At 67.9% G+C, this 14,290-nt stretch carries 10 protein-coding genes and 3 pseudogenes; 3 read left to right on the forward strand and 10 right to left on the reverse strand.

The genetic code is table 11. The annotated features are described in order from the left end of the window. Positions 1 to 783 (reverse strand): AMP-binding protein, encoded by a 783-nt coding sequence (locus tag H7F38_RS01050; RefSeq protein ID WP_187092486.1) that lies wholly within the window; start codon positions 781 to 783, stop codon positions 1 to 3. Between the two features lie 64 nt (positions 784 to 847). Continuing rightward, positions 848 to 985, reverse strand: a pseudogene (locus tag H7F38_RS26345) (3-hydroxyacyl-CoA dehydrogenase NAD-binding domain-containing protein); the annotation flags it as partial. Positions 986 to 1,116: 131 nt separating this feature from the next. Here H7F38_RS26345 and H7F38_RS01055 point away from each other — a divergent pair. After that, a complete protein-coding gene (locus tag H7F38_RS01055) occupies positions 1,117 to 1,890 on the forward strand; it encodes a crotonase/enoyl-CoA hydratase family protein (protein ID WP_187092487.1) in 774 nt (257 codons plus the stop codon). On the opposite strand, the gene H7F38_RS01060 is transcribed toward H7F38_RS01055, so the two are convergent. The 8 genes and pseudogenes from H7F38_RS01060 to H7F38_RS01100 form a co-directional block, all read right to left on the reverse strand. Next, on the reverse strand, positions 1,887 to 2,600 hold the full coding sequence (locus H7F38_RS01060) for a TetR/AcrR family transcriptional regulator (RefSeq protein ID WP_187092488.1): 714 nt from the start codon (positions 2,598 to 2,600) through the stop codon (positions 1,887 to 1,889). The genes H7F38_RS01055 and H7F38_RS01060 overlap by 4 nt on opposite strands. Positions 2,601 to 2,617: 17 nt before the next feature. Then, complete coding sequence (locus H7F38_RS01065; protein ID WP_187092489.1) at positions 2,618 to 3,394, reverse strand: SDR family NAD(P)-dependent oxidoreductase; 777 nt, start codon at positions 3,392 to 3,394, stop codon at positions 2,618 to 2,620. Between the two features lie 19 nt (positions 3,395 to 3,413). Beyond that, entirely contained in the window at positions 3,414 to 4,550 is a 1,137-nt protein-coding gene (locus H7F38_RS01070; RefSeq protein WP_187092490.1) for an NDMA-dependent alcohol dehydrogenase, read from the reverse strand. A gap of 46 nt (positions 4,551 to 4,596) precedes the next feature. Then, on the reverse strand, positions 4,597 to 6,087 hold the full coding sequence (locus H7F38_RS01075; protein WP_187092491.1) for an aldehyde dehydrogenase family protein: 1,491 nt from the start codon (positions 6,085 to 6,087) through the stop codon (positions 4,597 to 4,599). Then, positions 6,084 to 7,274 (reverse strand): annotated as a pseudogene (locus H7F38_RS01080) (ABC transporter permease); the annotation flags it as partial. The pseudogene H7F38_RS01080 and the gene H7F38_RS01075, both read right to left, overlap by 4 nt. Beyond that, positions 7,187 to 8,923: a sugar ABC transporter ATP-binding protein gene (locus H7F38_RS01090; RefSeq protein ID WP_222618360.1), complete on the reverse strand. Its 1,737-nt coding sequence runs from the start codon at positions 8,921 to 8,923 to the stop codon at positions 7,187 to 7,189. The gene H7F38_RS01090 and the pseudogene H7F38_RS01080, both read right to left, overlap by 88 nt. 29 nt (positions 8,924 to 8,952) lie before the next feature. Further along, complete coding sequence (locus H7F38_RS01095) at positions 8,953 to 10,200, reverse strand: substrate-binding domain-containing protein (protein ID WP_187092493.1); 1,248 nt, start codon at positions 10,198 to 10,200, stop codon at positions 8,953 to 8,955. A 582-nt stretch (positions 10,201 to 10,782) separates the two neighbouring features. Then, entirely contained in the window at positions 10,783 to 12,411 is a 1,629-nt protein-coding gene (locus tag H7F38_RS01100; RefSeq protein WP_187092494.1) for an NAD(P)/FAD-dependent oxidoreductase, read from the reverse strand. Positions 12,412 to 12,479: 68 nt separating this feature from the next. Here H7F38_RS01100 and H7F38_RS01105 point away from each other — a divergent pair, with 68 nt between their 5' ends. Then, positions 12,480 to 13,541: a class I adenylate-forming enzyme family protein gene (locus H7F38_RS01105; protein ID WP_222618361.1), complete on the forward strand. Its 1,062-nt coding sequence runs from the start codon at positions 12,480 to 12,482 to the stop codon at positions 13,539 to 13,541. Continuing rightward, a pseudogene (locus H7F38_RS01110) lies at positions 13,538 to 14,289 on the forward strand (SDR family oxidoreductase). Before H7F38_RS01105 ends, H7F38_RS01110 begins: the two are co-directional and overlap by 4 nt. Position 14,290 lies beyond the last annotated feature (1 nt).

Genomic DNA, 14,290 nt, shown 5'->3' on the forward strand with positions numbered 1-14,290 from the left:
TCAGTGGACCGCCCGTTCGTAGCCGGCCCAGTAGGGGCCCCGAAGCTGGTGTTTGAGAATCTTCCCGGATGCGTTGCGCGGCAGCACTTCGACGAAGTCGATGCTCGTCGGACACTTATAGTGCGCCAGCCGTTCTCGGGTCCAGCTGATCAGGGCGGCCTGGTCGGGCGTGGATCCGGCACGCAGCACGACGAGAGCCTTCACGGTTTCGCCCCAGCGTTCCGACGGCACGCCGATGACCGCCAGATCCCGGATGTCCGGGTGGCCGGACATCGCGTTCTCGACCTCGGCCGGGTAGACGTTCTCCCCGCCGGACACGATCATGTCCTTCAGCCGGTCGTGCATGTAGACGTACCCCTCCGCGTCGCGGTGGGCCGCATCACCGGTGCGGAGCCAGCCGCCGCCGACGAGCGCCTCCGCGGTGAGTTCGGGATTGTGCCAGTAGCCGGCCATGTTCTGGCCGGACCGGATCCAGATCTCCCCCACCTTGCCGACGAGGCTGTCGTCACCGGACAAGGGGTCGACCAACCGCATCTCCAACCACGGCAGAGGCCGACCGACGGATCGCAGGAGGTGCGCCCGCGGGCCGCCCGGGTCGTGATCGGCGGGGTCGAGGCAGACGACGGTACCGGCGGCCTCCGTCATCCCGTAGACACCCATGAACCCACAGCCGAACGCCTCGATCGCCTGCAGCAGATGCGTTTCGCCCATCGGCGCTGCGCCGTAGGCGATCCGGGTCAGACTCGTCAGGTCGGTATCGGGCAGGTCGGGGTGCTCGACCATCTGCCAGCTGCGCCGCCCGTTCCGGGCTCACCCGACCGCGGGCGACGCCGCCCTCTGCGGCCGCCGCCACCTGGCTGCGAAGCGCGTCCATCCGCGCCGGATCCGGCTCGACGACGATGGTCTCCCAGCCCGCAACGGCAAAGACGTAGGCGATCCCGACGCCCATCGTGCCGGCCCCGATCACAGCAACTCTGCTCGTCATGGAATCCCTCTCGTCGGGACGGTAGCGTCATGCGCGGATCGATCGGGCCGGAAGCGAGCCGGCCGGTCAACGACAGTGTTGACAGAACTATAGAGTGATGGTGCCCCAGTAGGAACGCAAAGGAGCGAGCCATGTCGCGCGGGATCCCGGAACTCGTCGTCGAACGCCGCGGGCGGGTACTGATCATCACCATGAACCGGCCGGAGAAGCGCAACGCGATGAACGGCGACATGGCCAGGGCACTGGCCGGGGCGGTCGACGAACTGGATGCGGACCCGGACCTGTCGGTCGGGATCCTCACAGGGGCAGGCGGTTCCTTCAGCGCCGGCATGGATCTGTCCGCTTTCCTGACGGGCGACTTTCCCGAGGTGGCCGGCCGGGGTCTCGGTGGCATCACGCTGACCCCACCCGCGACACCGCTGATCGCCGCGGTCGAGGGGTACGCACTCGCCGGCGGTCTCGAGCTCGCGTTGGCGTGCGACATGATCGTCGCCGCCGAGAACTCCCGATTCGGGCTGCCGGAGGCGAAGCGGGGCCTGGTCGCGGGATCTGGCGGCCTGCTCAGGCTTCCCCTGCGGATCCCGCCGGCGATCGCGATGGAATACGCGCTCACCGGCGACACCTTCGATGGCGCCCGAGCGGCTGCGTTCGGCCTGGTGAATTCGCTGACACCGCCCGGGGGGGCCCTGACGGGCGCGTTGGAACTGGCTGCCCGGGTCTCGGCGAACGGGCCGATGGCCACCAGGATCACGAAGGAGATCATCACCCAGGCCCCGCTCTGGGACGCCGCCGATCGCTGGGACCACCAACAACGTCTGCTGGACGAGGTGTTCGCCTCCCACGACGCGCACGAGGGAGCACAGGCGTTCATGGAGAAGCGGGCGCCGAACTGGCTGGGGCGCTAGCGCTTCGCCGCGCGGTGACGCCGCGCCGGCACGGTCGGCGGCGCGTCCAGATCCGGCAACACCGCAATCCCGGAGATCAACATCCGTGCAAAGGTCACCCCCACCGTGACCGCATCAGCCGACGACTGCTCCGGGTTGAACCACCGATTCGTCCACCCCACCATTCCGATCAGCCCGTACGCCATCACCCACGGCTCGCCCACGGCCCGGATCGTGCCCTCCGCGATACCCACCCGGATCAGCTGCTCGACGATGTCGACGTAACGCTTGTTCAGCTCCCGCATCTCGCGCGACCAATCCGACCGCCGCTCCCCCACGTGGGACAGATTCTCCTGGATGAACACATACAGGAACGGATAGTGCTCGGCATAGCTGTCCATCAATGACTTCACCAGCAGGAAGATTTTCTCCGGAGCCGACCCGGCGCCCTCCAGAATTCTTTCCGCGACCTGGACGTTCGCCCGCACCGCGCCACTCACCACATCGTCGAACAGCTCCTCCTTGCTGCCCACGTAGTAGTAGAGCGTGGCCCGGTCGATCCCCAATGCCTTTGCGATACGACCGATGCTCGTCCCCCGGAAGCCCTCCTTCTTGAACAGATCCGCAGCCGCTGTCTTGATCTCCGCCTGCCGCTCGGCGTAGGCGGCCGTGCCGTCGTCCTTGGCCGCCGCCCGTCGCCGACCCATTCCGCTGGGCGCCGCCGCCGGCACGGCATTCTCCTGTCGCGTCAGGAGGTGGTCCAGACGCCGCCGTCGACCGGGAGCACCACACCCGTGCAGTACGCACCACCCCGAGCGGACAGGAAGACCACGGCGCCGGCGATGTCGTCGTCGCGACCGAACCGGCCCAGAGGTGAGGCTGCAGCCAGTTCGTTACCGTCGGCGGCGATCATGGCGGCCGTCATCTTCGTCGGGAACAGTCCCGGCGCAATCGCATTCACCGTGATGTGCCGTGGTCCCAGCTCACCCGCGAGCACGCGGGTGAGCTGGTGCACGGCGGCCTTGCTGGCCGAGTACGAATAGGTGGGGATACCGGGCACCCGGAGGCCGTCCACGCTGCCGATGTTGATGATCCGGGCCGGATCACTGGCGGTGGCGCCCTTTTCGAGTTGGGGCAGACACGCGCGGGACAGATAGAACGGTGCCTTGAGGTTCAGGTCGAGCACCTTGTCCCACCCCGCGGCGGGAAACTCCTCGAGCGGAGCGCCCCAGGTGGCGCCCGCGTTGTTGACGAGCACGTGCAACTCGTCCTCCCGTGCAGCGATCTCGCCGGCCAGCCGGATGCACTCGTCCTGCGACGAGAGATCCGCCGGCAGCGAGATCGCCGTGCCGAACGATTCGAGCTCGTGGACGGCTGCCTGGCCGGCCTCGGCCCGGCGCGAGCTGATGTACACCTTGGCTCCGGCCTGCATCAGCCCGCGCGCCGCCATCAGACCGATGCCGCGGGTGCCACCGGTGACCAGAGCGACCTTTCCACTCAGGTCGAACAATCCGCGGGTCGTCATCTGCTGCAGTGCCTCTCGATCAGTAATCCTCGTCGCCGTACATGATCACGCCGCGGATGTTGTTGCCCGCGTTCATGTCGGCGTAGCCCTGGTTGATCTCCTCGAGCTTGTACGTGCGGGTGACCAACTCGTCGAGCTTCAGCGTGCCCTCCATGTAGTGGCGTAGCAGGTTCGGGATGTCGTAGCGCGGGTTGGCGCCACCGAAGATCGCTCCCTGGAGCCGCTTCTGCTGCATCGTCAGCATGAAGAGGTTGAGCTGGACGTCCATCTCGGTCAGCGAACCCATCCCGGTCACCACCGCCGTCCCGCCCTTGGCCGTCAGATCCAGGGCCGGGGCGATGTGCTCGCCGCGGATGCGGCCGATGGCGATGATGACCGCATCGGCCATCCGGCCCCAGCTGATCTCGTTGACCAGGGCCATGGCCTCATCCATGCTCGGCGCGGAGTGGGTTGCTCCCATGTTCTTGGCGAAGTCACGCTTGAACTCCACCGGGTCGACCGCCACGATGTAGCGCGCCCCGGCCATCCGGGCGCCCTGGATGGCGTTCTGCCCGATGCCGCCGCAGCCCACCACGACGACCGTGTCGCCGGGCTTGACCTGCCCGGCGTAGACCGACGATCCCCAACCGGTCGTGACGCCGCAACCGACGAGAGCCGCCTTGTCCAGCGGGATGTCGTCCAGGATCTTGATGGCCGCCGACTCGTGCACCGTGACGTACGGGCTGAAGGTGCCGAGCAGGCACATCGGCGACGCCGGCTTGCCCTTGACGTAGATGCGGTTGGTGCCGTCGGCGATCCCCCGGCCGGTCAGCAGCATCGCGCCGTAGTCGCAGAGATTCTGGTGACCGGTGGCGCAGGAACGGCAGCGTCCGCAGGACGGGATGAAGCCCAGGACGACGTGGTCGCCCTCCACCACGCTGGTGATACCGGCGCCGACCTTCGTCACGATTCCGGCGCCCTCGTGGCCGCCGATGAAGGGCCAGTCGCCCGGCTCCACCATCGGCAGGTCCCCGACCCGCGCGTGCTCGTCGGAATGGCACAGACCCGAAGCGGCCAGACGGATCTGGACCTCGCCGGCGACCGGGTCACCGAGCTCGACCTCCTCGATCTGCCAATCCTGGTTCGGGCCCCACAGGACTGCGGCCTTGGTCTTCATGCTGTTCTCCTCTTCGGCTGACGGGGGTGGGGTGTGGGGTGGGACATCAGAGCTGGATGGCCTTGGTCTCGAGGAATTCCTCGAAACCCGCGGCACCGGCCTCGCGGCCGAGACCAGACTGCTTGTAGCCGCCGAACGGGGCCGCCGGGTTGAAGGCGCCGCCGTTCACCTGGACCTGGCCCGCACGAAGCTGTCTCGCGACCCGCAGCGCGCGGTCCTTGTCACCGGACCACACCGCGGCGGCCAGGCCGTACACGGTGTCGTTGGCAATCCGGACGGCCTCGGCCTCGTCCGAGTACGGCAGGATGCAGACCACCGGGCCGAAGATCTCCTCGCGGGCGATCGTCATCTCGTTGTTCACCTCGGAGAAGACGGTCGGCTTGACGTAGTAGCCGGACGTCCGACCTGAGTCCAAGCCGCCGGTGATGATCTTGGCGCCCTCGTCGATGCCCGCCTGGATGTAGCCAAGGACCTTGTCGTGCTGGATCTTGCTGACCAGTGGGCCAATCACCGTACCCTCTTCGTCCCAGGCACCGATGCTGTAGGTCTCGACGATCCTTCGGGCCACCGCCTCCGCCTCGGCCAACCGCTCGGTGGGCACCAGGATCCGCGTCAGCGCCGTGCAGGCCTGACCGCAGTTGAGCCCGATCGAGTTCTCCATGCCGACCTTCAACGCGGCCTCCATGTCGGCGTCGTCCAGGACGACGTTGGCCGATTTGCCGCCCAGCTCCAGGGCGACCCGCTTGACCGACTCGGCGGCCACCGCGGCGATCCGCTTGCCGGTGCGGGTCGATCCGGTGAACGAGACCATGTCCACGTCGGGGTGGGCGACAAGTGCTTCACCCACGGTGGTCCCGACCCCACTCACCAGGTTGAAGACACCGGCCGGCAACCCCACCTCGTCGAACAGCGCTGCGATCGCGTTCACCAGCAGCGGGGCGACCTCGGAGGGCTTGACGACGACGGTGCAGCCGGCCGCGAACGCGGCCGCGACCTTCAGCGCGACCTGGTGGGCCGGAAAGTTCCAGGGGGTGATGCAGGCGACGACCCCGATCGGCTCCTTCACCACCAGTGAGTTGCCCACCTGCTCACCCGAGAAGTCGTACGAGGCAGCCAGATCGGCGTAGTAGCCGAAGTTGAACATCGGCAGACCCAGCTGGACGAGCTTGGAGGCCTCCGGCGGTGCTCCGACGTCGCGTGATGCGATCTCGGCGAAGTCGTCGAGGCGCGCCGCGATCAGATCACCCACCTGCTTCAGGTAGGCCCCACGCTCGGCGCCGGACAGTGCCGACCAGGCCGGCAGTGCCGCCCTGGCCGCAGCCACGGCACGGTCGACGTCGGCCGCACTGCCGTCCGCGACCTGTGCGATGACCTGCTCGGTCGCCGGGCTGTAGACCTCGATCCGGGCGTCGCTGTCCGAGGCCGTCCACTGGCCGTCGATGTACAGCGCGGTCGCGTCGGCGACCTCGTCCGCCCGCAGTGCGGCAAGCAGATTTGCTGCCGTGGGTACGGTCACGGTGTTGATGGTCCTGGTCATTGCAGGGCTCCTTCGGTGTCGTCGGCGTGCGAATGCTGGGCAGGTTGGGCAATGGCGCCCGGTGAGCGCTCGTGGTCACCGGGTGAATCGGGGTGGTCGACCGAGACGGGCAGCTGGTCCGTCGGTCCACGGCGGCGCGAAAGGCGTTTGCGGGTGCGCTCTTCGCCGGCGCGTTGGCGACCGACCGCGATGGCCACGGCGAGCACGAGGGCAGCGCCGCTGAACATCGGGTCGAGCCACTGGGCACTGGGATAGGCGAGCTGGAGGCCCTCGACGCCGGTCGCGAGCACGAAGATCGACATCACCGTGCCCCAGACGTTGAAGCGGCCCGGGATGATCTGCGTGGAGCCGAGGAAGGCCGCGGCGAAGGCCGGCAGCAACAGACCCGAACCGTAGGTCAGGGACGGGCCGGTGAGACTGCCGAACATGACCCCGCCGATGCCGGCGACGGTCGCGGAGGCGATGAGGGACAGCCAGGTGAACCGGTTGACGCGGACGCCGGCCAGCCGGGCGGCCTCCGGGCTGCTCCCGATCGCGTAGAGGTAGCGCCCCACCGGCGTGTGCTGCAGGACCCACCACAGGACGACTGCGAGAGCGAGCATGTAGAAGAAGACGATCTGGAAGCCGAACACGGTGAAGTTGGTGAAGTTCGACCACGACACACTGCCGGGCTGGACGGGCTGGGTGTTGTCGGTGAACACCACCTGCAGAGCGGTGATCACGGAGCCGATCCCCAGGGTCGTGATGAACGAGCTGACGTGCAGGCGCACCACGAAGAATCCGTTCACCACACCGATGACCACGCTGATCAACACCGCGAAGACCGCTGCCACCGGCCAGGAGTAACCGTTGTTGATGAAGATGACGGCATTGATGGTCGCGAAGTTCGCGATCGCACCCACCGAGAGATCGAAGGCCCCACAGGCCAGCGGGATGATGATCGCCAGGCCCAGGATGGCCGAGATCGACCGCTCGCCGGCGACGGTGTGCGCCGTGGCGATCGTGCGGAACTCGCTCTGCCAGACGGAGAACGCCACGATCAGGACGGCCCACAGGTAGAGGCCGCTGAAGCGGTCGAAGCCGAAGCCACGGCGGATTCTCATGTGTGCGGACCGTCTTCCTTGGTGGAGTCGAGCACGGTGGAGTCGAGCAGACTGGAGTCGAGCCGACTGGAGTCGAGCCGACTGGAGTCGAGCCGACTGGAGTCGAGCCGACTGGAGTCGAGCCGACTGGAGTCGAGCCGACTGGAGTCGAGCAGACTGGGATCGAGCACGCTGGGATCGAGCTCGTCGACGTCGGTGATGCCGAGCGCGGCCCGGGTGATCGCGTGGACGTTGATGTCCGCCCCCGACAGGGTGGCGACGACGCGGCCACCGGCCAACACGACGATCCGGTCGCTGATGGTCGCGAGCTCGTCGACGTCGGTGGAGCTCACCAGGACACCGGCCCCGCCTCTGGCTGCATCGAACAACGCCTGATGCAGTTCACCTTTCGCGCCGACGTCGACACCCTGCGTCGGTTCGTCGAGCAGGAACAGCACCGGCTGTCGCTGGAACCATTTGCCGTAGATGATCTTCTGCTGGTTGCCGCCGCTGAAGGACGACATCGGGGTGTCGATGTTCTTGACGGGGCGGACGTCCAGTCGTTCGAACCAGCCGGTGACCATCTTTGCCTCGGTCCTCCGCCGCAGGAACGGGAAACGCCACACGTCTTTCAGGCTGGCGATGCTGACGTTCTCGCGCGCGGCCAGGTCCACGAAGCAGCCGGTGAGCTTGCGCTCGGCCGGGATGTAGGCGACCCCGCTGGCGATGGACACGTCCGGACGCATGGCCGGCAGCAGCTTCCCGCCCAGCTCCACCCGGCCCTGGTCGTGCGTCCGTGCACCGAACACGGTGGCGCACAGAGCTTCGCGTCCGGAACCGGTGACGCCGGCGACACCCAGGATCTCGCCCGGCCGTACCTCGAGGTCCAGCCCGCGCAGTGCTTCGGAATGCAGGTCGGACACCCGGAGCACGGGCGTGAGCTTCGCGTCGGCCTGCTCGAGGGGGTGGTGGGCCTTCTCGAGCTTGTCACCGAACAGGTGCCGCAGCAGACCCTGCCGGGTCAGGCCGGCGATCGGCTCGGTGGCCACCCGGCGCCCGTCGCGCAACACGGTGGCCCGCTGGGCGATGTCGAACACCTCGTCGAGGCGGTGCGTGACGTAGCGGATGCCGATGTCGCGGGCGGCCACTGCGCGGACGATCGCCATCAGCTGCTCCACCTCCTCCTCGGGCAACCGGGCGGTGGGCTCGTCGAGCACCAGCAGACGGGCCGGATGTCCGGCGTCGGGCAGCAGCGCACGGGCCACAGCGACACCGGTCTTCTGCGCGGGCGACAGCCGCGCGACTGCCGATTTCGGATCGAGGTCCAGGCCCATCGCCTCCAGCGCGGTCCGGGCCCGCCGCTGCGCCTGGCGGCCGTTGACGGTCCCGAACCGGGTCGGGAAGCCGGCCCCGAAGGCGAGATTATCGGTGATCGAGCAGTCCTCGACCAGCCCGAGATCCTGGTGCACGAAACGAGCACCGAGTTGGTAGGACGTGTGGGGCAACCCGAAGTCGAGCAGCCGGCCGCCGAGGAGCACCAGCCCGCCCGGGTCCGGACGGTGGTAGCCGGACAGCACCTTGATCAGCGTGGATTTGCCCGACCCGTTCTCGCCGAGCAGCGCATGCACCTCACCAGCCGCGATCTGCAGGTCGACGCCGTCCAGGGCACGGTTCGCCGTGAAGGTCTTCGTCAGGCCGGTGATGTCCAGCGCGAGCGGAGATGCTGGCGATCCCCCGAAGGGGACCGCCGTCATCTCCGTGCTTCCCGCGCTTGCCGAGGGGTTCAGCTCAGGCCCCAGAGCTTGAGGTACTGGGCCTGGTAGTCGGCGGGGGCGCTCATCCCGGTGGCCGACGGGACGCCGACGTTGTCCTGCGTGAAGACCTGGGTGACCCGACCGCCGTCGACGGGCGCCACCGCCTGCTTGTTCAGCGTGCGCCCGATGATATCGAGGGCGACCCAACCGGTCTGGTTCTCGGCCGCACCGGTCCAGGCCGTCTGCTGGCCGTTCTTCAGGGCCGTCAGGTTGTTGATGTCCGGCGACCCGCCCATGATCTTGACGCCGTCGATCCCGGCGGCCTTGAGCGCGGTGGAGATCCCGACGAGGAACGCACCGTCCGTCGACACCAGGTACTTGATGGACTGGTCCTTGCGCAACGCCGCGATGACGGCAGGAACCAGGCTGCCGGTGGAGAGCTGGGCGGGGGCGATGTCGAGATCCGAGACCGTGCAGGCCGTGCAGCCGGACTTGATCTGGGCCTTGAAGCCGTCACCGTAGGCCTTGAGGACGGCGAACGCGGGGACGTCCTGGACCAGGATGTGGGCTGCGGCGCTGGAGTCGGCGATGACGTAGTTCGCCATCGTCTTGCCGCCGCTGCTGTAGTCGAGCTGGCTCGAGGCCCCCTGGGTGACGACGTCACTGGGCGCCGTGTCGCCGAGCGAGAGTGGGGTGATGATCACCTTGGCCGCCCGGTACTGCGGCTGCAGGGAATCCCAGACCGCCTGCGTGAAGCCGATCGGGCTGACGGCCACCGGGTTGTAGGTGAGCGCCTGCTTCATGGAAGAGGTCATCGTGGTGCCGTCAGTGGTCTTGTAGGAGAGCAACTTCGTCGGGATGCCGGCCGCCTTGGCCGCAGCCTCGGCCCCGTCGCTGATCGTCTTGCACTGCGGCAGTTCACAGGTGATCAGCACCCACGGTTTGTCCGTCGGGATCTTGGCGGTGAGCGGAACGCTCTGGTTGATCTTCGTCGGTGCGACCAGGAACGGCGCAACGGCCGCTTTCGCCGCGGCGGCCTGGGCCGCTGCACCGGAGGCCGCTGCACCGGAGGACGTCACACCGGAGGACGAGCCGCCCGCCGCCGACATGCTGCCGGCCGCGGAGCTGGTGGCGCCGGCCGAACTGGTGGCCGCCGCCGAACTGCCCGAGGCCGCCGAGCTCGCACTGCTGCACCCGCTGACCAGCAGAGCCAGGGCCGCGACTCCGGCAACGCCGGTCAGAATCCTTCGGTGCTTCAGATGGGTGCCAACAGGCATCGCGCGCTCTCCTCGTGCTGGGGGCGTCTGGCTTCTTTGCCTACGCCGACGGTGTGAATCCAAGCACCTGGAACACCGCCGCGTCAACACTTTCGTTGACAAGATTCCACAGTGGTGTTGACGGGCGGTAGAGAGCCCACCCGCAGTCCCGACCAAAGGTCAGAAGCTTTGCGAAATATGAGGTCTGGGACCGAGGCAACCCTTCAGCCGACGCCCAGCGCGCCTCCGGCCCCTCGCCCCTGCCGCCCCTCGGCAACCCGCTACCGGTAGCACCCGACGGCGCTGGTAGTACCCGGGGCCAGGCGGTAGCACCGTCAATGGTGCTACCAGGCCACCTCGCGTCATACAGGTCAACTGGCCGGCACCACTGGTAGCACCTGGCGGCGCTGGTAGCACCCGGGGACAGGCGGTAGCACCGTCAATGGTGCTACCAGGCCACCTCGCGTCATACAGGTCAACTGACCGGCGACGCTGGTAGTACCCGGGGCCAGGCAGTAGCACCGTCAATCGTGCTACCCGATCGTCTCGCGTCATACATGTCGCAGCACGAATGCCGGCCCCGGACAGCGTGGGTGCGCAGTTCTACGACCCCGTACGGACCATTCCGCTGCCGGCCGTCAGGGCCAGACCGTCGTACCCGTCGGCGAGGACCTTTTCCAGGATGCGTCGGTAGGCGCGCACGCCCCCCACGTAGGGCATGAACACCCGCGGTTTGCCGGGCATCTCATCGCCCATGTAGTACGACTGCGCCTTGGGGTAGAGCGTCGCGTCGGCCCGTTCGTTGACGTGTGCGACCCAGCCCTCCTCCGCCTCGCGGGTGGCCTCGAAAACTTCGGTGGCGTTCTCCCGCATGCGCAGCAGCAGGGCGGCGAGCCAATCGACATGCTGCTCGATGGACAGCAGGACGTTGCTCAGCAGCGACGGGCTGCCGGGGCCGGCGATCACGAACAGATTGGGGAACCCGGCGATGAACGGCCCCAGGAAGGTGCGCGGCCCCGCCGACCAGTGCTCCCGCAGGGTGCGTCCCCCCCGGCCGATGATCTGCGGCCGCAGCAACGATCCGGTCATCGCGTCGAAACCGGTGGCGAAGACCAGGATGTCCAGCGGGTGGTCCCCGCTCGCGGTCCGGATACCGGTCGCGGTGACCTTCTCGATCGGATCACTGCGCACGTCCACCAGAGCGACGTTGGGGCGGTTGAATGCGGTGAAGTAACCGCTGTCCACCGACGGGCGCTTGGCTCCGAAGGGGAAGCCGACCGGCATCAGCTTGTCGCGGGTCTGCGGATCGTGGACGACCTCGGCGATCTTCGCGCGGATGAAATCGGCCGCGGTGTCATTCGACTCCTGGTCGAGCAACAGGTCGTAGAACGCCAGGACGAAGCCGAAGCCCATTCCGTTCCAGGCCCGCTCGTAGGTCTCCTGACGCTCCTGGGCCGAGACCTCTTTGGCCGACTGCTTGTTGGGCTTGAACCCCAGACCGCTCGGCGACCACCTGGCCGCTTCCCGACGCTCGACGTAGTGCGCCTTGACTTCGGCGTCCCGCTCGTCGGACAACAGGGCGTTCGCGGCCGGCACGCTGAAGTTCGGGGTGCGCTGGAAGACCGTCAGGTGTTCGGCCCGCTGTGCGGCGATCGGGACCAACTGCATCCCGGACGACCCGGTGCCGACGATGCCCATGCGCTGACCGTTCAGCTCGACACCCTCCCGCGGCCAGGTCGCCGTGTGCAGGATACGTCCGGTGAAGTCGGACAGGCCGGGCAACTCCGGGGCCTTGGTCGTCGACAGGTTACCAACGGCCATCACGAGATAGGTTGCACGACAACGTATACCGTCTTCCGTCGTCACGTCCCAACGACTGTCCTCCTCGTCGAACCGCGCCTGGGTCATCCGCTGGTTCAGGTGCACGTCCCGGCGCAGGTCGAATTTGTCGGCCACGTGCTCGACGTACCGCAGGATCTCCGGCTGGGTCGCGTAGCGCTCGCTCCAACGCCACTCCTGCTGCAGTTCTTCGGAGAAGCCGTAGGAGTAGTCGTAGCTCTCGACGTCGCACCGGGCACCGGGGTACCGATTCCAGAACCAGACACCACCGATGCCATCGCCGGCCTCGAGGACGGCGACCGACAAACCCATCTCGCGCAGGGTGTGCAGCGACCGCAGGCCGGCGAAGCCCGCTCCGATGACAACGACGTCGACCTCAGATGTTGTGCTCACACCCGTCACGATAAGGACGCACCGCCGACATCCTCTACACCTCCGGCACCACCGGCGAGCCGAAGGGCGTGCTCCTGACCCACGACATGTTGCTGCGCACCGCCTATGGCAGCGCGTTCGGAAGGGCGTTCCAGAACGGGCGGCGAATCACCCTCTCGCTGCCGATGTATCACGTCTACGGCTACGTCGAGGGCATGCTGGCCGTGCTGTTCGTCGGGGGCGCGATCATCCCGCAGCTGAGCTTCAACGCCCGGGCGATCCTTGACGCGATCACCACCCACAGGGCGGACGACGCCCTGTTCATCCCCACCATGACCCTGGCGGTCCTGGACGAACTGGAACGCGAGCCACACGAGCTGGCCCCCCTGACGTCGTTGATCTCCTCCGGCGGCGCTTCTCCCACCGGGATCTGGGACCGGATCGATGCGATGTTCGGGCCGGTCGAACTCACCACCGGCTACGGCATGAGCGAAACCACGGCGTCCACCACGGTGACCCGACCGGACGACCCCCGGGAGCGGCTCCTTTCGACCAACGGCCGCCTGCGGGACGTGGGCGTGGCCGGTGACCCGGACCTCGGGGGCCGGCTGGCGGTCTACCGCGTCGTCGATCAGGTCACCGGCGCACCGCTGCCCGACGGTCAGGTCGGCGAATTGCACGTCCGCGGCATCGGCGTCACGTCGGGCTACTGGAACAAGCCGGAGGAGACCGCAGCCGTGATCGACTCCGAAGGTTGGCTGCACACCGGTGATCTCGGACGGTTGGACGATGACTACCTGACGCTCGTCGGCCGGGCCAAGGACTGCTACCGCTGCGGCGGTGAGCAGGTGATGCCGAAGGAGATCGAAGACGTACTGACCTCCCACCCGGCCGTCGAGCAGGCGCACGTCGTCCCGCTGCCCGACCCGCGGATGGGCGAGGTCGGTGTCGCGTGGATCGTCCTGCGGCCCGGACGCACGGTCGAGGCCGACGAGCTGATCGCCTACAGCTCCGAGCGGCTGGCGCGATTCAAGGTGCCCCGGCACGTGCTGACCATCTCGCTCGCCGACGTCCCGACGACGCCGAGCGGACGTCCCCGCAAGTTCCTGCTGGCCGAGCGTGCGGCAGAACTGTTGCAGGTTACTTCATGACGACCCGCGTTGCGGTGGTCACCGGTGCGGCCCGCGGGATCGGTGCGGCCACCGCCGTCCGCCTCGCCCACGACGGGCTCGACGTCGCGATCCTGGATCTGGACGCGGACCGGGGGCAGGACACCGCCGCCGCCGTCCGGGCGGCCGGGCGGCGCGCCGTGGCCGTCGGCGCCGACGTCACCGACGAGCAGTCGGTGGCGGCGGCCATCGAGATGGTCACGGCCGAACTCGGGGGTCCGACGGTGCTGGTCAACAACGCGGGGGTGCTGCACAGCAGCCCGCTGCACCGGATGGAACTCGCCGACTGGCGGCGACTGATCGACGTCCACCTCACCGGCGCCTTTTTGCTCAGCCGGGCGACCCAGCAGCACATGGTGGCCGCAGGGTGGGGACGGATCGTGAACCTGTCGAGCATCGCCGCCGTCGGTGACCGGAGCCGGGTGCACTACTCCAGTGCGAAGGCCGGCCTGCAAGGCATGACCAAGACGCTCGCGATCGAACTCGGCAGATTCGGGGTGACCTGAACTGCGTCGCCCCAGGCTTCACCGTCACCGACATGACCCGGGATGTCGCCGACGGCGTGGGAATGGATTTCGACGAGATGCAGGCCGAACGCGCCGGCGCGGTCCCGGTCGGCCGGTCCGGTCAGCCGGACGACATCGCCCACGCCATCTCGTTCTTCGTCGACGAGCGGTCCGGGTTCGTATCGGGACAGGTGTTGTACGTCGCCGGCGGGCCGGTCAGCTGAC

Origin of the sequence: Nakamurella sp. PAMC28650 (assembly GCF_014303395.1) — a bacterium.
Lineage (GTDB): Bacteria > Actinomycetota > Actinomycetes > Mycobacteriales > Nakamurellaceae > Nakamurella.